Consider the following 19,343-nt stretch of genomic DNA (forward strand, 5'->3'; position numbering starts at 1 on the left):
TAATCAACCGATTCGGAGGGTTTCGATCAAGCTATTCGGAGGCATCCGAAAGAGTAAGAACAAGAAGTCCCAGCACAAATTCGAGAGCAACGGGCCTCATCCAGCAGCAGTATATAGTTCGATAGTATTGTAGAAAGAAGTCAACATTCAGAATCCGCTAGTACGGGGAAATCACACGAGATAGAGAGTTCCAGCCGTTTGTCGATCGCTCGAGTCTCCCGAGTCAATTCCTCCCGACGATCGAGTCGACGGCCTCGAGATCCGGAAGCGCCGTCATCGCGCCCGTCGCCGTCGTCGTCGTCGCCGCCACCGCGTTGGCGAACTCGAGCGTTTCCTCGAGCCCGCGTCCGCCGTTCAATCCGACGATCGCGCCGGCGACGAACGCGTCACCGGCACCCGTCGTATCGACCACGTCGATCTCGTACCCGGGATGGATCGCCGTTCCAGACCAGGGTGCCTCGGGGGCTGTAACGGCGACGGCTCCGTCGCTTCCGCGGGTGAGCAAGACCGTGTGCGGGCCGACTTCGAGCGCGTTGTGAGCGACGTGATCGCCAGACGACCCATCGAAGCCGAGTAACTCGAGTTCCTCTCGGGTCGCTTTCAGCACGTCGACGTCGGTAAGTACGTCGCGGGTAACTCGTCGAAACGTTTCCTCGTCGGGCCAGAGCTCCCGTCTCGCGTTCGGATCGAACGAGACCGTACAACCGTGGTCGGACGCCCGGTCGACTAAGTCACACATCGCCTCTCGAGAGGACCCGCTCGAGAGCGCGACGCCGCCGACGTGAACCCACTCGGCCGACGCGAGGGTCCGGTCGTCGACGGTGCCGGACTCGAATCGGGTATCCGCCGTGTTCTCGCGGTAAAACGAGAACGATCGATCACCGATTTCGTCGTGCGTGACGAACGCGAGCGTCGTCTTCGCCTCCGGGTCTCGTTCGATGGAGTCCGCGGGGAGTCCGTGCTCCTCGAGCGTCGTCGCGAGATATCGGCCGAACGGATCGTCACCCACTCGCGTCCAGAACAGGGGCGTCGACTCGAGTCGAGTGAGCGCGACGGCGACGTTCGCGGGCGCACCGCCCGGTCTGCGATCGAATCCCTCGACGCTCGTAAGGGGGCCGGGTCGTTTTGGGAGAAAGTCGATCAACGTCTCACCGGCAACGACCACCTCGTGTGACATAGGCTCAGTTCACAGAGCGGTGAGTAATGCGTTACGGAGATGGACGAAAGGAATACCCAACCAGTCCTACTCGATTTCGACCCACTCGCCGCGTTCGTCGCTGTCCTGGATAGCGGAGAGCACGCGCTGTACCGAGAGCCCGGTTTCGAAGCTCGGTTCGAACGGCTCACCGGCCTCGACTGCCGAGAGGAACTCGTAGTTCTCGTGGACGAAGGTGTGTTCCCAGCCGAGGACGTGACCCGGCGGCCACCAGTGGTCGAGATACGGATCGTCCTCGTCGGTCACCAGAATCGTCTCGTAGCCGCGGTTGTGCTCTAAACACACCTCGAGTTCGTTCAGGCGCTCGAGCGAGAAGCGAAGACTTCCCTTCGAACCCTCGATTTCGATCGTGTGATCGTTCTTGTGGCCCGTCGCGTACCGGGACGCCTCGAGTGTGCCCATGGCTCCGTCGTCGAACTCGACCTGCGCGGAGTAGGCGTCGTCGACGGTGACCGGGCGCGTTTCGTCGCTCCCCTCCACCGGTCGCTCGTCGACGAACGTGCGGAGATGCCCGCTCAGGCGGGTGATATCGCCGACGAGAAACTGCAGGAGATCGACCGTGTGCGCGCCCAGATCGCCGAGTGCACCGGAGCCGGCCATCTCCTCGTCGTTTCGCCACGACCACGATGCGTCGGAATCGACCAACCAATCCTGCAGGTAACGCCCGCGAACGTGACGGATCTCTCCGAGTTCGCCGGCCTCGAGGAGTCCCTTCGCGTACTGGATTGCCGGCACGAACCGATAATTAAAGGCACAGCCGGCGGGGACATCGTCACCGGCCTCCCGCGACGCCTCGGCCATCCGTTCTGCGCTCTCGAGGGTCGGTGCGAGGGGTTTCTCACAGAACACGGCCGTTCCGGCCTCGAGCGCCGCGATCGACGGTTCGGCGTGGACGTGGTTCGGGCCGAGGTTGTAGAAGACGTCGACCTCGTCGACGACCTCCTCCCAGTCGGTCGAAATCGTATCGAAGCCGAACTGGTCTGCGGCCGCCGAAAGCTCGGATTCGTTCCGACCGACGAGCACGCTCCGTTCGATATCCGGCGCGTCCGGAAAGAACATCGGTAATCGCTCGAGAGCGTTCGAATGCGCTTTACCCATGAACCGGTAACCGAGGACGCCAACATCGAGTGTCATACAGCGTTATTAACAAGAGACGTAATTAATATTTTCCCATGCGACGGAGGGCCGGTTCAAAGAGGCAACTGCGTCGCTCAGCGCGCCGCGTCGACGGCTTCGACGAACTCTTCGGCCGTCTCCCGAACCTGGTCCATATCTCCGGCCTCGATCGCGTCGTAATCGACGATGGCGCTTCCGGCACCGACTGCGAGCGCACCCGCGTCGAAAAAGTCTGCGACGTTGTCGGTGGAGACGCCGCCGGTTGGAACGATCGGCAGATCACCGAGCGGCCCCTGAAGCGCGCTGATGTGGCCCGGGCCGACCGTCGTCGCCGGGAACATCTTCAAAATATCCGCGCCCGCCTCGACCGCGGTGACGGCTTCCGTCGGGGTCATGACGCCCGGAACCGAGACGACGCCGTGACGGTTGCAGGTCGTGATAACGTCGATGTTGACGTCCGGCGCGAGGACGAACTTCGCGCCCGCGTCTATCACGGATTGTGCGGTCGGGGCGTCCAGGACGGTTCCTGCGCCGATGACCGCGTCCGTATCCGACAGTTCTTCGTCGACCGCGGCGATCTTCTCGCGGACGCGGTCGCCGTCGGCCGTGACCTCGATTCCATTGACGCCGGCGTCGTGAATCGCTCGAGCGACCGGAACGATCTGTTCGTCGTCGACCCCGCGAAGAACGGCGATGACGCCGCTTTCGACCAGGCGATCCGTGACGGATGCGTGATTTGCCATACGGGGTGGTTGGCTTGCCGCTGTTTAAAACCTAACTAGACAGTTCTCGACGAACGAGACGGGCAGAACGTTCGAGCTGGTCACGGCGCTTGGGCTGTTCGCTATTCGTACGCAAAGAGTGTCGCCTCACACACCTCGCAGACGAGCTTTTCCGCAGGCGACGATCCGATCGGTGTCACCTCTCCACAACAGGTGCGCTGTGTAACGATCAACTCGCCGTCACAGCGCGGACACTCCCGAAGGAACGGACGCAGAGGTCGACCCGCGGCGAGGCGAACCGTCGTGTCGTCGAGACGGGACTCGAGTGCGCGTGCCGCACCGAGTTCCGCGAGCACGACTGGTTCGTGGAATGAAACGATTCCGCCGGGGCCGTCGAGAACGACGTGCGGCCGACCCCAGGTCCGCTCGGAGCGCGTTTCGACCGACTGTGAGGTAAGGTCGTCCGCGACCACTGCGAGCTCCGCGGGCGAGCCGGCGCGGAGACGCTCGATCTCCCCGCGCCATTCGCGTCGAAACGAGTCCTCGAGAACGAACTCCTCGCCGTCGGGAACGACGACGCCGGACTCGAGCAACGCCGCGATGATATCCTCACCGCTCGGGGGAGTCGACTTCGACGCGTTACCGACTTCGGCCGTCCCGATCGATTCCGACGGGTTCACACCGCGGCTATCGGCCAGCGATCCCTCCCGGTCGTGGCCGAACGGTTCTCCCGGAAGCCCGGCGGCGAGTCGAGGCGCGAACCGGGGCGTATAGGGGACGAGATACCCCCTGAAGACGATCGTCGCGGTTCCGGTAAGGGCGAGAACGGCACCCGCGGCGAGACGGCGACGGAGCGTGAGTATCGCGACAACGAGGGCGAGAATAGCGGTGTTTACGATAGTACACGGCCAACACCGATTCTCACCTACGTGCTCCGGACGGAGAATGCGCTCGAACGGATCGGTCATCGATCGTCCGTTCTCGTGCCACTCGCTTGAATGTAGCGCCCTCGAGAGGCGGTACTTCGGCGAAGAGGTCGCGTTGGACGGCGGAAAGCCCCAGTCATTCCCCTCGAGGGAACCGACGACACCCGTTCGCGGTACCCCGATCCCACACCAGCATTATATACGGCGACGGTCGAGTAGCACTCGAATGGAGTATACGAGACTCGGCTCGACAGGCCTCGAGGTATCGAGGCTCTGTCTCGGCTGTATGAACTTCGGCAGTGACGAGCCGTGGATGATCGACGACGAGGAGCGGAGTCGCGAAATCATCGATCGAGCTCGCGAACTGGGTATCAATTTCTTCGACACGGCGAACGTCTACTCGTACGGCGAAAGCGAGGAGATAGTCGGTCGTGCTGTCGAATCCTTCGATCGAGACGAACTCGTTATCGCGACGAAGGTCTACTCGCGAATGGGCGAGGGGCCGAACAAGCAGGGATTGTCTCGAAAGCATATTCTGGACCAGTGCAAAGCGAGCCTCGAGCGGCTCGGAACCGATTATATCGATCTCTACCAGATCCACCGCTGGGACGATCGGACGCCGATAGAAGAGACGCTCTCGGCGCTAGATTACCTGATAGAGGAGGGACTCGTCCGATACGTCGGCGCGAGTACGATGGCGAGCTGGCAGTTCTCGAAGGCGTTGTACACCGCGGATATCGAGGATTACGAACGGTTCACGTGTCTCCAGCCGGAGTACAACGCGGTCGATCGGCACGAAGAGCGAAACCTGCTGCCGGTTTGTGCGGATCAGGACATCGGCGTGATTCCGTGGTCGCCCCTCGCCGGCGGATTTCTGACCGGAAAGTACGATCGGGACGCCGACCCCGACGGGGACAACAGGGCGGCGACGGACGAGTACACGCAGGCGCGGTTCACGGACGAAAACTGGGACGTGCTCGACGCGATATCCGAGATAGCAGACGAGAAAGGGAAAACGCCGGCACAGATCGGCATCGCCTGGCTCCTTCACAAGGACCTCGTCGACGCTCCGATCATCGGGCCGCGCCGGATGGATCACTTGGAGGAGAACGTCGGCGCGCTCGAGGTTTCGTTGACGGACGAGGAAATCGAACGGATCGAGGCACCGAAACGACCTGTGTGGCCGCCAGCGGGGAAAGACCGGTGACTGGAGGGCGGGCCGAGTTCCGACAAGTTGAGGTGTGTGAATCGAAACCACATACGTATACACCATGAACGGCGACACCCTGGCCAACACACTCGAGGATGCGGGGCTCTCCCCGTATCAGGCCGACGCGTTCGTGACGCTGCTCGAACGCGGATCAGCGTCTGCCACCGATATCGCGAAGGCGAGTTCGGTCCCGGACGCACGGATCTACGACGTGTTGCGGGATCTCGAGGAAGACGGCTACATCGAAACCTACGAGCAGGATAGCCTGCACGCGCGGGCACACGATCCGAGCGAGGTGCTCTCGGATCTGCGATCGCGGGCGGACCAGTTCGATACCGCAGCCGACGAAATCGAGGAGCGATGGAGCCGCCCCGATCTCGAGGACCACAAGGTGAGCATCGTCAAGCGCCTCGATACGGTGCTGGCACAGACGGACGAACTGATCCGATCGGCGGAGGATCAGGTGAAAGTCGCCCTGACGATCGGTCAGTTCGACGAGCTCTCGGACGCGCTCGAGGAGGCCTACCAGCGAGGCGTCAACGTCAAAGTCTGCCTGTCGACGATGGACGAGGGCGTGTCGCTTCCCTCCGATGACGTGTTCGAAACGACGTGTACGGAAGCGCGATACCGAAAACTACCCTCGCCGTTCGTCGCGCTGATCGATCGGTCGTGGGCCTGTTTTTCGCCCCACGGACGAACCGCGGATCAGTACAGTATCATCGTCAACGACCTGACGTACGCGTACGTCTTTCACTGGTACTTTCTCACCGGCCTCTGGGAGTTTCACGAATCGGTTTACTCCGAACAACACGACGGAGAGCCGATCACCTACGTCGACATGCGCCAATGTGTCAGGGACATCGATCCGCTGCTCACGGAGGGAACCCACATCGAGGCGACCGTTCACGGCTTCGAAACCGATACGGGTCGCGAACTGACGTTGGACGGCACCATAACCGACGCGACCTACGCCGGAATCAACGCAAGCGACGACCAGAAATCGCCCGTCTCCCAGCTCGCGGGGAAAGTTTCGATCAGTCTCGAGACCGATCAGGGAACGTACACCGTCGGCGGCTGGTCGGCACTACTCGAGGATATCGAAGCGACACGGATAACGATCGAACCACTCGAGTAGTGCGCGTCGACACCGCTCGAGTAGTGTGCGCCGATACTGCTGAGTAATGCGCATCGACACTGCTCGAGTAACGGACGGCCGCAACGAACGACTTCGGAGCGGCTCCGTCGGCGGGTGAATATCGTAGACGAACGCCGCATTTTCACGATTCCACGCTCCGAACCGAACGGATATGTAGCGCCTCTCGTGGACGAGAGCGGCAATTCTCGCGCCACTCCCGATTGTTGACTACACCCGTTGTAACCTATCCACTAATTATAAATACTTACAATCGAGACATTCGCTCATGCCTGACAACGGCTCACAGGGAACAAGCACAAACGAACCGGGCGTTTCGCGGCGAACACTGGTCAAAGCGGCGGGGGCGGCGGGAGCAACCGGAGCCTCGGTCGGCCTCGCGGGCTGTATCTACGGGGGCAGTGCGAGCACGGACGGGGTTACGTTCGGCTTCGACCCGGACGCAGAGGACGCTGTCGGCGAAGAGATACTCGATCTCTTCTACGAAAACGGCGTCGACGAAGACACCGAAATCGAACTCCAGCCGGGGGACAGCGACACCGGCGACCGACGCGACACCTACACGAACCTCCTCCAGGCCGAAGAAACCGAACCGGATCTGTTCCTGATGGACAACGGCTGGGTTAACACGTTCATCGAACGTGGCGATATCGCAAACCTCAGCGACGAACTCGGCGACGACGAACTCGAGCGAATCGAAGACGAGTACTTCCATGCGTTCACGGAAACCGCTCGAGATCCGGACAGCGGCGACCTCTACGGACTGCCGCTGTTCCCCGACTACGCAACGATGCAGTACCGCAAGGACTACGCTCGAGGCGCAGGCTACGACGACGAGGACTTCGAGGAGTGGGCGACCGAGCCGATGACCTGGGAAGAGTGGGCCGATATCACCGAAGACATCGTCGACAACTCCGATGCGGAGTACGGACTGGCGACCCAGTGGGAGACCTACGAGGGAACCGCCTGCTGTACGTGGAACGAGGTCATGACCTCCTTCGGTGGCGCGTATTTCGGCGGCGAGGAGAACCTCCTCGGTCCCGTCGGCGACCGACCGATAACGGTCGACGAGGACGAGTTCATCGAGGCGCTCAGCATGATGCGCACGTTCGTTGCCGACGAACACGACGAGGACACCCTCGAGGAGTATCCGACCGGACTCGCCACTTCCTCGATCACGTCGTGGGAAGAAGAGGACGCCCGGGAAGCGATCGCCGGCGGCAACGCGGCCATGCAGCGTAATTGGCCGTACGCGATCGTCGATACGATCGAAGACGAGGACAACGACGTCTCCGCGGACGATTACGGCGCGATGCCGATGCCCTACGCCGTCTCCGAGGAAGACGCGGCCCAGCCCGGGGCGGGCGGAACGACCTCCGCACTCGGCGGCTGGCATATCGTCCTCAACCCAAACTCCGAGCGCAAGGAGGAAGCGCTCGAGGTGATGCGAGCGGCGATGGCCGACGACCTCAACTTGGGCCTGTTCGAGCTCTGGGGTTGGATCCCGCCGAAGCCGCACCTGTTCGAGACCGAGGAGGTCGAAGACGTCGAACCGATCGGCGATTACATGGATACGCTCCGAGTTGCCGGCGAGAACGCGATGCCGCGTCCGTCGACGAGCGAGTGGACCAATCAGGCGGGCGTCATCGCCGAAGAGGTGAACCAGGCGGTCGCCGGCGAAAAGAGCCCGGAAGACGCCGCCGCGGACCTGCAGGATAGTCTCGAAGATACCGAATCGTAACGATGAGCACCGAAAATCAACCGAGCGGGCCCGCTCGAGAATCGAAGCGTTCGGGTCCGCTCGTGAGGATCGTCCGGTGGATGGAGAATCTCGGCGAAACAGGGTTCGCCTACTTCCTGTTGACACCGGTGTTTCTCGTGCTCGGAACGATCGCGCTGTATCCGCTCTTGCGGACGTTCGAGCTGTCGCTGTACACGAACGTCCTCAGCGATCCGGAGTTCGTCGGCCTCGAGAATTACGTCCAGTTGTTCACCGGCGAGGCGGACGCGAACTTGCCGGGAACTACCACGTTCCTTCCGGGAGGGGTGACCACGAGCGGGAGCTTCCCGTTCGTTCACATCGAAGGGGTTCTCCGTAGCGCGCTCATCGTCACGCTCGTGTTCACCGTCGTGAGCGTCTTTTTCGAGACGATCATCGGATTCGGACAGGCGCTGGTATTGGACCAAGACTTCCGCGGGCGACGATGGGTTCGGGCCGCGATCATCATTCCGTGGGCGATTCCCATCGTTATCCAGGGGATGATCTTCTACCTGATGTTCCATCCGGATACGGGATTCCTCGTCGATTACCTGGGGCCCCTGGGCATCATCGCACAGAACAACACGCTCAACGATCCGGCGAGTTCGCTGTTGATCGTCACGGTCGCCGACATCTGGAAGACGACGGCGTTCATGGCGTTGCTGATCCTCGCGGGTCTTCAGAGCATCGACCGGAATCTCTACGAGGTCGCTCGAGTCGCCGGCGCGAGCCGCTGGCAGCAGTTCAAGATGATCACGCTTCCGCTGGTGCTTCCGGCCCTCGGGATCGCGATCCTCTTTCGAACGATCGACGCGATGCGAGTGTACGGGCTCATCGACTCCGTTTCGGGCTGTTCGACCGTCCCGTCGCTCTCGTGTATGGTGGTCATGACCTTCAACAACAGCCGCGGGCTCGCCTCGGCGATCGCGTTCGTAACGGCGGCCCTCATCGGACTGCTCGTCACGGTCGTCATCTACCAACAGTACAAGGAGGGTCTCTAACATGGCAACGACAGATCAATCGTCGACCGAACAGGAGACAACGGGCCAGCCATCGAGCGAACCCGAAGGGGGGCCGCTCGAGCGCTGGGCCCAGAGCCTCGTAACGAACAAGGACAAACGCGATCGGCTCTACAAGTTGCTGTTCTACGTGGCGGCCGGGTTTTTCCTCGTAACCACACTGTTTCCCTTCTACTGGCTGCTCGTCCTCGCGCTGACGCCGAACAGCCAGATCATCGGCGGGGACTGGGGCGTTCCGATCCCGTTCGTTGGAACCGAGATCCCGTTCCCGCATCCGCAGGGGTTCAACGTCCACGCGTTCGTCGAGGTGTTCCAGCAGGTCCCGTTCCACCTCTACGTGTTCAACAGCTTCGTGCTCGCGACCGCGACGACGATCATCGTTCTGGCTATCGCGAGCCTCGCGGGATACGTCTTCGGACGGTTGGATTTCCCCGGACGTGGACCGCTGATGCTCGCCGTGTTGGTGGTTTCGTACTTCCCGCCCGCGGCGTTCTTGGTGCCGCTGTTCGACGCCTTCCTCGGAAACGCGATCGTCGTCCCGTTCGTCGGGTGGGAACTCATCTCGGCACCGCGGCTCGTCAACACGCCGGGATCGATGATCATGCCCTTCAGCGCGCTGTTCTTGCCGCTTGCCATCTTCATCCTTACGACATTCTACGCGCAGATTCCCGACGGGTTAGAGGACGCCGCTCGAGTCGAAGGGACGACTCGACTGGGAGCGTTGTTCCGGGTGATCATGCCGCTCTCGGCGCCCGGTATCGCGACGGCCGCGGTGTTGACGTTCATCTCGGTCTACAACGAGTACTTCTTCAGTTCGATCATGTCCCTCCAGAACCAACCCGAGCAGTGGTCACCACTGGTCGGCGGAATATTGAGCTATCAGGACCAGTACACCACGGATTTCAACCTGATGGCGGCGGCGAGCATCATCGGCGTCATTCCCGTGGTGATCATCGTGATCCTCGCACAGGAACGAATCGTCAGCGGCCTCACCGCAGGGGCTCTCAAAGAGTGATCAAAATCATGGTACGACAAAACACATGGCACGAGTAACACTACAGGACGTCACGAAACGCTACGAAGACGTCGTCGCCGTCGACGAGATGAACGTCGAGATCGAGGACGGAGAGTTCGTCTGTCTCGTCGGCCCCTCCGGCTGTGGGAAGTCGACGACGATGGAATCGATCGCCGGACTCACCAAACCGACCGACGGAACGATCGAAATCGGCGAAGCGGATGTCACGACGCTCCCGCCGAAAGACCGCGGGGTCGCGATGGTGTTCCAAAACATCGCGTTGTTCCCGCACATGGACGTCTACGACAACATCTCGTTCGGGCTTCGGCTGCGAGATTACGACACGAACGAGATAGATCGACGCGTCGAACACGCGACCGATGTCGTCCAACTCGAGGGAATGCTCGATCGAATGCCCGAAGAGATGTCGGGCGGACAGCGCCAGCGGGTCGCGATCGCTCGAGCGATCGTTCGTGAGCCGTCGGTCTTCCTCATGGACGAGCCGCTCGCGAACCTGGACGCGAAGCTTCGGGTTCACATGCGAACGGAACTCCAGCGCCTCCACCAGGAGCTGGATACGACCATCGTCTACGTCACGCACGATCAGGCCGAGGCGATGACGATGTCGGATCGAATCGCTGTCATCAACAGCGGCTCGTTACAGCAGATCGATCCGCCGTTGGTCTGTTACAACGAGCCCGCGAACCTGTTCGTCGCCGGCTTTATCGGCTCGCCGTCGATGAACTTCGTCGACGGGCGACTCACCGCATTCGGACTCGAGACGGATACCTTCGACCTCAAGTTCGAACCGGAACACCTCGACGGCGTTTCGGTGGGCGACGACGTCACGATGGGGATCAGACCCGAAGACGTCTACCTCTCGGATATCGGTCAATCCGCTGACGACGAGACGGCACCGATCGGGGCGACGACGGACGTCCTCGAACCGATGGGCGACGAAATCTTCGTCTACCTCGACCTCGAGCACGAATCGGGTGCACCAACGGACGAGGGAGGAATGGGCGCGTCGTCCAACCAACTCCTCCTGAGTGTCGAACCGGACCTCGAGATCAGTGAGAACGAAGCCGTCACCGTCACGCTCGATCGATCGAAAATTCACCTGTTCGACGGTGCGTCAGGCGAAGCGCTCACTCACGGAATCGAAGATCTGGCGGACTCACCTCTCGAGCAGGGGAAACCAAACGTTGGTGGTCCCGATGAGTAGTCTCGTCCCGGTCGTGTATTACGGGGGGTTTCTCGTCCTGTTTTTCTTCTGGATCTACGGGATCGTCTCGTTTACGAGAGATCTGAAGAACAGATTCGTTCCGGGACTTCGGCAGTACCGACGCGGTCGGAAACAACTCGCCGAAGCGGACGAACAGGAACGCGAACGCGAAGAGAAAGAACAGCAGCTGTACTGATACGATGAGACGAAACAACTGTTCGGCGGCGGAGCACAACCCGACGCCACCTGTCGCTCCAAGAGCGATCGCTAATACATCGGTAGCCGGTGGCTCGGTTGGCGACGAATCGGCGGCTCCCACATCGATGACGGTTGCACAGACTCGTGACGAAACTACTGCGAACATCTCTCAATAAATGGATACTAACTTCACACAGATTCGGACCGGTATTGTCGGACTCGGAAACATCGGCGAACATCACGCACAGCGACTCGAGGAACTGGGCGTTTCACTGGTCGGCGGGATGGACGTCGCCGCGGATGCCCGCGAAGACTTCGCACAGCGATACGAGATAGACGTCTACGAGGACCATCAAGCCCTCTACGACAATGTCGACGTCGTCGTGATTACGACGCCGAACCGGTTTCACGAAGAGTACGCCGTCGACGCGCTCGAGCGGGATCTGAACGTCCTCCTCGAGAAACCGCTGGGACACACGCTCGAGAGCGCCGAACGGATCGCGGCCGCCGCCGCCGACTCGAGTGGCAACTGCATGGTCGGGTTCAACAACCGATTTTTGAACGCCGTCCAGATCATCAAGAACCGACTGGAACAGGGCGAGTTCGGAAAGATCACCCACATCGAAGCCAACTACGTCCGCCGACGCGGAATCCCCGGACGGGGGTCGTGGTTCACCAGAAAGGACATCTCCGGGGGCGGATCGCTCATCGATCTGGGCGTCCACGCGATCGATCTCGCTCTGTACATCCTCGACTACCCGGAAATCGACGCGCTCTCCGGTGTGACGAGATCCGAGTTCGGACAGCGAGAAGACTACTCCTACCTGGAAATGTGGGGCGAAGACGTCGGTCCCGAAGGGTTCGACGTCGACGATTCGACGAGCGCGTTTATCCGCTGCGATGACAACCGGACGATCAGTCTCGAGACGGCCTGGGCGACGAACCGACCGTCAACCCACGAGTTCGTCGTCCGCGGAACCGAGGCCGCCGCGCGGTTCGATCTGCTCGAGAACGAACTCTCTATTCACTCCGTCCGGTCGACCGGTCCGAATCAGTTCGAGGATGCGACGATTCGAACGCCCGAGAACGACACCCACGGCGACGAACAGGAGGCGTTTTTCACCGCCATCGCCGAGGGTGAAGCGGCCGAAGACAACGTCGAGGAGGCGCTGACGGTTCAACGAATCATCGACGGCATTTACCGCTCGAGCGAGAGCGGGCTGCCAATCGTGATGGACGGATCGAAATCGCCACGTCAGGAGACGCCAGCTACCCCACAAAAATAGGTCGAGCGGGTCAGACGAGCGATTCGTGGAAGCAAGCACCCGAACAGGATCGCCGGGAAGGATTACATAGCTATGGCTGTAACATTCTTCGTGAATTATAGAAGACAGATGATCGAATCTTATTGTGGTTCTTTCAATTTAAACGAGTGAGACTCACAAGAGGGGGCGGCGAACGGATCGCTAGTGGACCGTGCGATCGTCGCTAGTATCGATCTCCTCGATCGGATCGCTGTTGCCGAACGTGCGATGGGTTTGGCTACTCGAGTCGAGCCACTCGACCGCATTTCGGAGCACCTGCCTGATCTCGGGCTGGTGGTAGACCGGATACGTCTCGTGACCCGGCCGGAAATAGAAGATTCGACCCGCACCTCGCGTGTAACAACAGCCAGAGCGGAACACTTCGCCGCCTTCGAACCAGGAGGTAAACACCAACGTGTCGGGTCGCGGGATATCGAACCGTTCGCCGTACATTTCCGCCTCGGGCACCTCGATGTACTCCTCGAGGCCGTCGGCGATCGGATGGCTCGGTTCGACAACCCAGAGCCGCTCCGTCTCGGCGGCTTCGCGCCACTTCAACGAGCAGGTTGTCCCCATCAGCCGCTTGAAAATCTTCGAATAGTGGCCCGAATGCATGACGAGCAAGCCCATGCCGTCGAGGACGTGATCGCGGACTCGTTCGACAATCTCGTCTTCGACTTCGTCGTGGGCGGCGTGGCCCCACCACGTGAGTACGTCCGTCTCCTCGAGCACGTCCTCCGTAAGGCCGTGTTCGGGTTCGTCGAGCGTCGCCGTTCCGACGGTGAAATCATCCGCCAGCGCATCAGCGATCGTTTCGTGGATACCGTCGGGATAGATATCTGCGACGACGTCGCTCTCTCGTTCGTGACGATACTCGTTCCAGACGGTAACGTGGGTCGTCATTGGCGGTAATTACCCGGCAACGACCAAATACGTTCGGTTTGCTCGAGAGGTCACACGATGAGAGAGGATTGGGGCAACGAGAGCTAGAAGGGGGCGGCATCCGAGCTGCGGGCCCAGTCCGTACCGATCCCAAAATCGGAGGGGCCGTCCGAAACGCGAAGATTGTATCATAGGGTCGGTTGTCCCTATTTTCAGCCAGTCTCAGCGGAGAACGAGTTTCGCCGAGCGAAACCGACGACTAAGTATCCATGCCGGGAGAGAATTACAACCGACCCTATCAGCCGCCGAGATTACCGGAACCGCTTTTCAAACTGGATCGCAACTGGTGGTGTATGGCGAAACACCTCCGAACCGGAATCATCGGTACCGGCGACTGGGGAACCCACGTCGCAAAGCAGTTCCACGAGCACCCCGACGCCGCGGTTACCGCGATCACCGACATCACAATGGCCAATCGAACGCGGGCCGGGGAAACGCTCGAGGTCGACTCGGACCACCAGTACGGACACCACGAAGCGATGCTCGACAACGAGGGCCTCGACGCCGTCCAGATCAGCTCGCCGCACGAACTCCACTACGATCACACGATCGCCGCCCTCGAACGCGACGTTCACGTCTTCTGTGAGAAACCGTTTACGCCGGGCCTCGAGCGAGCGCGAGATCTCGCGCGGCGAGCGGAGACTGACGAACAGATACTGATGGTGGGCTATCAACGGCACGTGAATCCGGCGTACGTCGCGATCAGAGAGGCAATATCGAGTGGCGACGTGGAGCCAAAGGTCGTCACCGCCGAACTGACACAGGACTGGATTCAAGACGTTTCCGACACCTGGCGGGCGAACACCGAACTGAGCGGCGGCGGCCAGCTTTACGATAGCGGGAGTCACTTGCTCGACGCCATCATCTGGATGCTCGAGGACGTTCCGACCCACGTCAGCGCGGAGATGGAGTTCTACGAGGATACGCAGATAGACATCCAGGCGGCACTCGCGGTGCGATTCGCGGGCGGAACCGTCGCGAACATCACCGTCTCCGGAGATTCACCCGACGTCTCCGAGCGGATCGTCGTCCGTGGTGACGGCGGCCGCTGTTTGCTCGAAGGGACCGGCTGGACCGACCGCGAAGTGACGATAACCGACTCGGCGGGAGATCTCCGAAAGTCGATCGAGAGCGAGCTTTCGTCGTACGAAAAGGTCGACGCGTTCGTCCGATCCGTTCGAAGCGGGACGGAGCCGCCGGCCACGGCCGAAAATGCGCTCTACGCGACGGCGCTCACCGAGGCGGCCTATAAGTCAGAACGGCTCGGTCAACGAGTACCGATCGAAACCAAATGATAAAGAAGTAACTACCCACTAATCGATCCATCAGAGCTACCTAGAGAGTGTATAGACCGCGGAACCTGATGAACGATTATTCCAGATGGACAGCGATAAGAGAGTGGGCACATCGGTTAATTTGTTTTCGGTTGAAAAATAGAACTTGCTATAGATTACTTTCGAAAACAGTGAACAAACAGATAAGAATAATTTATACGAATGTGCAGTCGAATGGTTGCGAGAGAGAATCTACGGCGGTATCGGAGTACGAAGTATCGGCCCGAAAAGTGTATTAGGATGTCTAATATGATAGTATAGCCGAAATACAGGAGACGGAAAGGAAGGAAACAGAAATTAAGGGAAAGGAGATCACCCACGTGACCGCCGACGAAGACCCGATAAACTATCCGTACAATATTGTGTATATACTTCTAAACTAATATCCGTTATTATGCCACATTTCAACCGGAGCAATCGATCCGTCGGAAAGCCTAAATAACGCAACGGTACAGTCAGTGTATGGGTCAGATTAGCTACGACTTTACGGACGAGACTGTAATCGTGACGGGCGCAACGTCGGGGATCGGTCGAGCGGTCGCACGGCGGTTCGGGGACGCCGGTGCGACGGTTATTGTCGCGGATATCCGCGAAGAGCCAAAAGAAAAGGCCGAATCGGCTCCGACGGCCGAACTGATCGAAGACGGCGGCGGCCGTGCAACATTCGTCGAAACGGATGTCTCGAGTCCGACCGAAATCGTCTCCGTCATCGAAGCCGCTCGCGAGTTCGGCGGCGTCGACGTGATGGTCAACAACGCCGGCATCTATCGGCACGCATCGCTGCTCGAGACCGACGTCGAATCGTTCGATCAGGTCTTCGGAATCAACGTTCGCGGCGTCTTCGCTGGCTGTCGAGCAGCCGCCAGAGACATGCTCTCGAGGGAGGATCCCGGCTCGATTATCAACACGGCCTCGATCAGTTCGGAGTACGCCCAGACCGGTCACGCGATGTACGATGCCTCGAAAGGTGCGGTCATGATGCTCACTCGAGTCGCTGCCCTCGAGTTGGCCAGCCACGATATACGGGTCAACGCCGTTGCGCCGGGAATCATCGAAACCACCTTCGGAAGTGGAAACCCCGAACCAGAGCGCCACGTCGATGACCAGTTTATTCACGACGAAATGGAGATACCGGAAGTTTCGGGGCGGGAACGAGACCCTGTGATACCGATGGGGCGAATGGGCTCGCCGGAAGAGATGGCCGGATCGTACCTGTTTTTGGCCGCCGACGATGCGTCGTACGTCACCGGCCATCTGCTGTACGCCGATGGCGGATACCAGATCGTGTGATTGAGACGACGACTGTCGAAGTGTAACCAACAGTTCGGGCCCGTAATACCGTATTTCCTGCCTCGAGCGCGGTGGTAACACTGACAGTCGGCAGATAGTGAGCGCCCATCGTTTCGGAACTACCGAACGCTCGAGTAACACCGGTGAACGAGCTGAAAATCAAGGTTCCAGTACAGTTAAGACATCGGCTGATCCACTGTGACACGATGACGCTCGAACGAATCCTGTTAGCAGTCGGACCGAACGATATCGATCGCGCTGATGAGATTCTCGAAACGGTTCTCGAGGTTGCGAAACCGACCGGTGCGACCGTTATTCTTTCGCACGTGTTCACCGAAGACGAGTACGAAGACGTTCTCGAGCAACTCAATCTCGACACGAGCGATGAATCGGTCGACGCTGATCGGGTCGCCGACCGGTACGCCGGGGTTCAGGATTTTACATCCGGCTTCGAGGAGGCCGATATCGAGTACGAAATTCGAGGATCGGTCGGAGAACACGGAGAGATGATCGTCGATCAAGCGACAGCCTTCGAGGCGGATCGGGTTATCGTCGCAGGCCGAACACGTTCACCGGTCGGGAAGGCGCTTTTCGGTTCAACCGCACAAACGGTGCTTCTGTCCGCTCCGTGTCCAGTCACGTTCGTCTGTAGCGAAAATTAATCCAACAGCAGGTCCCGTTCGCCTTGAATTTGGGAGAGTCCACGCTCGAACTGTTAATCAGCTCCCTGATTCGGAACGTGGCCGCAGTGTGAACAACTCGAGGGGCGACGGCCTACCGTGACGAGTTCGGTGCAATGGGGACAGATGTACTCCATGGAGACGGCTACGATCGACGATAACTAAACTGTTACTACGACGATCAACGTACGAGATCGTAAATTGCAATCGGTTCCTGACCGTCTAGTCCCTTCGGGAACCCCGGCGCTAATCCGCTTAATCGTCGGCGGCAGTCGTGTCTGGGCGATACTCTTCGCTGATGGACTTCCACTTGTTCGTCCGAAACCGCCAGTAGTTGATCGCCGCGGGGACACTCTTCTCGGCGACGAACGAGAGGTACAGTCCCCAGTATCCGAGGCTCGTCGTTGCACCGAGATACGCCAACGGGATCGCGCCGCCGAAGACGCCGATGGATTGGCTGACGAAGGGGATCCGAGTATCCCCGCTGGCGTCGAGCGGGCCGGCGGCGGCGGCCGTCACCCCCTGAAAGAGAACCGCGACGCAGGCCGCGTAGACGAGGTTCGTCGCGATAGGGATTTCGGCGCTCGTCGGATCGTCCGCGAAGAGCACGACGATCTGTTCGGCGAACACCGCGATGAGAACTGCAGAGACAGCGTACGTGGCGACCGAAAACCGAATAATATCGCGACCGTACGCCTCTGCCAATCGCTCGTTGTTCCGCCCGAGAGCTTGCCCGACGAGACTCGAGGATGCCAGTCCGAAGCCCCATCCCGGCGTGTTCATCAGGCCCCAGACTCGACGGGCGATAACGAATGCGGCGACGGTCGTTTCGCCGAAGACATCGAGGATCGTGAGCATCGGGAACTCGGCGACGGTCCAAACGAGGTTTCGGGCTCCGATGGGCAGACCGATCTGCGTGATATCACGGAGCGTATCGGGATCGACGTACGTTCCGAGCGGATCGACCCGGACCGGGAACTCGCCGATACCCGGGAATCGACCGCGGACGATACCGATCGCGAAGACGACGGCAATTGCGACGTTCGAAAGGACGGTCCCGAGTGCAGCGCCGGCGACACCCCAGCCGACGCCGAAAATGAAGACCGCGTTCAGGACAATGTTTAGGACGGCACCGCCTGCTCGGACTTGCATCGCGGTGTAGGCGTCGTCCGCACCGACGAGCGTTCGACTTCCGACGAGGTTGAGCCCGGCAAACGGGATCCCGAGCCCGACGACCTGCAGGTACGTGCCGCCGTACTCGATTGCCCGTTCGTTGCTACTGAGCAGGGTAATAAATTCGTACGGAAAGAGCCAGAAGACCCCCGCAATTGGGATACTGATCGCGACGACGAAGAGCGTGCTCGAGCGAACCGCGAGGCCGAGTTCCTCGTACGCCTCGGCACCGTATCGCTGTGAGACCAGTGCGAGGGTCCCGCCGGCGACCCCGCCACCGATCGCGAAGGCGAGCCCCCAAAACGGCCCTGCAAAACCGACTCCGGCGACGGCGGACGTTCCGACCGCGACGCCGACCATCGCGACATCGACCGCGTTTTTCGACATTCGGGCGATCCCGGTGACGATTCGTGGCCACGCGAGAACGGTCGCCTGAATAGCCCGCTCGCGGTCTATCAACCCCAGATACGCGAGACTGAGGCCGATGTACAGTATCGTGAGACGAAATGGGTTTGGGTACCGTGACACGAAGTGTTTGAGATCCTTTCGCGTTGTATTCAAAGGGTGTTTGTTACCCGGCAAAGGGTTCCTCGAGCACGGGAATCGGACCTGACGGCCGGAGGTGCTCGCTAGAATCGAACGGAGAACACTGAGAGGACATCGCATCTGTTTGTTCAGTATGAAGACGGTCAGACGCGGAATTTTCGGCGTCTCAGGGTCGAAAACGAACCACGCTGGTTGTCTCGATTCTATCGCGAATACCGAACTCGTCGCGGGTGTGACCACGAGTCAGCCCTTGATCGACGCGTTCGAATCGGCGTACGGTACAACCGGATACGCCGGCCAAAAAACACTTTTCGAGAACGAAGGCCTCGATGCGGTCAGTACCTGTCCGCCATCCTGCACACACGCGTCGACACGACCAGGGCACGACGCTCTCCAAGATAACGTGCGAGGATGTCGCTACAGTTGCCCTCGAGTTCGAGAACGGAGCGTACGGACGGTCAGAGCGACGACGGCCGGCACGGGGCACCGGGGAGCGGATCGCATTGAGGACGGTC

At 60.2% G+C, this 19,343-nt stretch carries 17 protein-coding genes; 11 read left to right on the top strand and 6 right to left on the bottom strand.

What is annotated here, in order from left to right:
- Positions 1 to 223: 223 nt before the first annotated feature.
- The 4 genes from QNM96_RS16290 to QNM96_RS16305 form a co-directional block, all read right to left on the bottom strand.
- Positions 224 to 1,177: a carbohydrate kinase gene (locus QNM96_RS16290; protein ID WP_283837662.1), complete on the bottom strand. Its 954-nt coding sequence runs from the start codon at positions 1,175 to 1,177 to the stop codon at positions 224 to 226.
- A 66-nt stretch (positions 1,178 to 1,243) separates the two neighbouring features.
- A complete protein-coding gene (locus tag QNM96_RS16295; RefSeq protein ID WP_283837663.1) occupies positions 1,244 to 2,350 on the bottom strand; it encodes a Gfo/Idh/MocA family oxidoreductase in 1,107 nt (368 codons plus the stop codon).
- Between the two features lie 77 nt (positions 2,351 to 2,427).
- Complete coding sequence (locus tag QNM96_RS16300) at positions 2,428 to 3,075, bottom strand: bifunctional 4-hydroxy-2-oxoglutarate aldolase/2-dehydro-3-deoxy-phosphogluconate aldolase (RefSeq protein ID WP_283837664.1); 648 nt, start codon at positions 3,073 to 3,075, stop codon at positions 2,428 to 2,430.
- Between the two features lie 101 nt (positions 3,076 to 3,176).
- On the bottom strand, positions 3,177 to 4,022 hold the full coding sequence (locus QNM96_RS16305) for a hypothetical protein (RefSeq protein ID WP_283837665.1): 846 nt from the start codon (positions 4,020 to 4,022) through the stop codon (positions 3,177 to 3,179).
- Positions 4,023 to 4,206: 184 nt separating this feature from the next.
- Here QNM96_RS16305 and QNM96_RS16310 point away from each other — a divergent pair, with 184 nt between their 5' ends.
- The 8 genes from QNM96_RS16310 to QNM96_RS16345 all read left to right on the top strand — a co-directional run bounded on the left by QNM96_RS16310 (position 4,207) and on the right by QNM96_RS16345 (position 12,845).
- Entirely contained in the window at positions 4,207 to 5,187 is a 981-nt protein-coding gene (locus QNM96_RS16310; protein WP_283837666.1) for an aldo/keto reductase, read from the top strand.
- Positions 5,188 to 5,251: 64 nt separating this feature from the next.
- Positions 5,252 to 6,325 (top strand): TrmB family transcriptional regulator, encoded by a 1,074-nt coding sequence (locus tag QNM96_RS16315; protein WP_283837667.1) that lies wholly within the window; start codon positions 5,252 to 5,254, stop codon positions 6,323 to 6,325.
- A 286-nt stretch (positions 6,326 to 6,611) separates the two neighbouring features.
- Positions 6,612 to 8,084 (top strand): extracellular solute-binding protein, encoded by a 1,473-nt coding sequence (locus QNM96_RS16320; protein ID WP_283837669.1) that lies wholly within the window; start codon positions 6,612 to 6,614, stop codon positions 8,082 to 8,084.
- Positions 8,085 to 8,086: 2 nt separating this feature from the next.
- The gene (locus QNM96_RS16325; RefSeq protein WP_283837671.1) at positions 8,087 to 9,103 is read left to right on the top strand and encodes a sugar ABC transporter permease; all 1,017 of its coding nucleotides are present in this window, start codon (positions 8,087 to 8,089) and stop codon (positions 9,101 to 9,103) included.
- Between the two features lies 1 nt (position 9,104).
- Complete coding sequence (locus QNM96_RS16330) at positions 9,105 to 10,136, top strand: carbohydrate ABC transporter permease (protein WP_283837673.1); 1,032 nt, start codon at positions 9,105 to 9,107, stop codon at positions 10,134 to 10,136.
- A gap of 25 nt (positions 10,137 to 10,161) precedes the next feature.
- Positions 10,162 to 11,361, top strand: coding sequence for an ABC transporter ATP-binding protein (locus tag QNM96_RS16335; RefSeq protein WP_283837674.1), 1,200 nt, complete (start codon positions 10,162 to 10,164; stop codon positions 11,359 to 11,361).
- On the top strand, positions 11,354 to 11,557 hold the full coding sequence (locus QNM96_RS16340) for a hypothetical protein (RefSeq protein ID WP_283837675.1): 204 nt from the start codon (positions 11,354 to 11,356) through the stop codon (positions 11,555 to 11,557). The genes QNM96_RS16335 and QNM96_RS16340 overlap by 8 nt, the downstream gene beginning before the upstream one ends.
- A 178-nt stretch (positions 11,558 to 11,735) precedes the next feature.
- A complete protein-coding gene (locus QNM96_RS16345; RefSeq protein WP_283837676.1) occupies positions 11,736 to 12,845 on the top strand; it encodes a Gfo/Idh/MocA family oxidoreductase in 1,110 nt (369 codons plus the stop codon).
- A gap of 180 nt (positions 12,846 to 13,025) precedes the next feature.
- Here the strand turns inward: QNM96_RS16345 and QNM96_RS16350 are convergent, their stop codons facing one another.
- Complete coding sequence (locus QNM96_RS16350; RefSeq protein ID WP_283837677.1) at positions 13,026 to 13,766, bottom strand: ThuA domain-containing protein; 741 nt, start codon at positions 13,764 to 13,766, stop codon at positions 13,026 to 13,028.
- Between the two features lie 332 nt (positions 13,767 to 14,098).
- Here QNM96_RS16350 and QNM96_RS16355 point away from each other — a divergent pair, with 332 nt between their 5' ends.
- The 3 genes from QNM96_RS16355 (at position 14,099) to QNM96_RS16365 (ending at position 17,091) form a co-directional block, all read left to right on the top strand.
- Entirely contained in the window at positions 14,099 to 15,100 is a 1,002-nt protein-coding gene (locus tag QNM96_RS16355; RefSeq protein WP_283837679.1) for a Gfo/Idh/MocA family oxidoreductase, read from the top strand.
- A 501-nt stretch (positions 15,101 to 15,601) separates the two neighbouring features.
- The gene (locus QNM96_RS16360) at positions 15,602 to 16,429 is read left to right on the top strand and encodes an SDR family oxidoreductase (RefSeq protein ID WP_283837681.1); all 828 of its coding nucleotides are present in this window, start codon (positions 15,602 to 15,604) and stop codon (positions 16,427 to 16,429) included.
- 206 nt (positions 16,430 to 16,635) lie between these two features.
- Entirely contained in the window at positions 16,636 to 17,091 is a 456-nt protein-coding gene (locus QNM96_RS16365; protein WP_283837683.1) for a universal stress protein, read from the top strand.
- Between the two features lie 273 nt (positions 17,092 to 17,364).
- Here the strand turns inward: QNM96_RS16365 and QNM96_RS16370 are convergent, their stop codons facing one another.
- Complete coding sequence (locus QNM96_RS16370) at positions 17,365 to 18,810, bottom strand: MATE family efflux transporter (RefSeq protein ID WP_283837684.1); 1,446 nt, start codon at positions 18,808 to 18,810, stop codon at positions 17,365 to 17,367.
- Positions 18,811 to 19,343: the final 533 nt, after the last annotated feature.

It is taken from the genome of Halostagnicola sp. A-GB9-2, assembly GCF_030068615.1.
GTDB lineage: Archaea > Halobacteriota > Halobacteria > Halobacteriales > Natrialbaceae > Halostagnicola.

Excerpts from the sequence above, each read along its gene's own strand:
- QNM96_RS16365 (WP_283837683.1), top strand. The coding sequence starts at position 16,636 with ATGACGCTCGAACGAATCCTGTTAGCAGTCGGACCGAACGATATCGAT.
- QNM96_RS16355 (WP_283837679.1), top strand. The coding sequence starts at position 14,099 with ATGGCGAAACACCTCCGAACCGGAATCATCGGTACCGGCGACTGGGGA.
- QNM96_RS16325 (WP_283837671.1), top strand. The coding sequence starts at position 8,087 with ATGAGCACCGAAAATCAACCGAGCGGGCCCGCTCGAGAATCGAAGCGT.
- QNM96_RS16345 (WP_283837676.1), top strand. The coding sequence starts at position 11,736 with ATGGATACTAACTTCACACAGATTCGGACCGGTATTGTCGGACTCGGA.
- QNM96_RS16315 (WP_283837667.1), top strand. The coding sequence starts at position 5,252 with ATGAACGGCGACACCCTGGCCAACACACTCGAGGATGCGGGGCTCTCC.
- QNM96_RS16320 (WP_283837669.1), top strand. The coding sequence starts at position 6,612 with ATGCCTGACAACGGCTCACAGGGAACAAGCACAAACGAACCGGGCGTT.
- QNM96_RS16350 (WP_283837677.1), bottom strand. The coding sequence starts at position 13,766 with ATGACGACCCACGTTACCGTCTGGAACGAGTATCGTCACGAACGAGAG.
- QNM96_RS16335 (WP_283837674.1), top strand. The coding sequence starts at position 10,162 with ATGGCACGAGTAACACTACAGGACGTCACGAAACGCTACGAAGACGTC.
- QNM96_RS16360 (WP_283837681.1), top strand. The coding sequence starts at position 15,602 with ATGGGTCAGATTAGCTACGACTTTACGGACGAGACTGTAATCGTGACG.
- QNM96_RS16295 (WP_283837663.1), bottom strand. The coding sequence starts at position 2,350 with ATGACACTCGATGTTGGCGTCCTCGGTTACCGGTTCATGGGTAAAGCG.
- QNM96_RS16290 (WP_283837662.1), bottom strand. The coding sequence starts at position 1,177 with ATGTCACACGAGGTGGTCGTTGCCGGTGAGACGTTGATCGACTTTCTC.
- QNM96_RS16340 (WP_283837675.1), top strand. The coding sequence starts at position 11,354 with ATGAGTAGTCTCGTCCCGGTCGTGTATTACGGGGGGTTTCTCGTCCTG.
- QNM96_RS16310 (WP_283837666.1), top strand. The coding sequence starts at position 4,207 with ATGGAGTATACGAGACTCGGCTCGACAGGCCTCGAGGTATCGAGGCTC.
- QNM96_RS16300 (WP_283837664.1), bottom strand. The coding sequence starts at position 3,075 with ATGGCAAATCACGCATCCGTCACGGATCGCCTGGTCGAAAGCGGCGTC.
- QNM96_RS16305 (WP_283837665.1), bottom strand. The coding sequence starts at position 4,022 with ATGACCGATCCGTTCGAGCGCATTCTCCGTCCGGAGCACGTAGGTGAG.
- QNM96_RS16330 (WP_283837673.1), top strand. The coding sequence starts at position 9,105 with ATGGCAACGACAGATCAATCGTCGACCGAACAGGAGACAACGGGCCAG.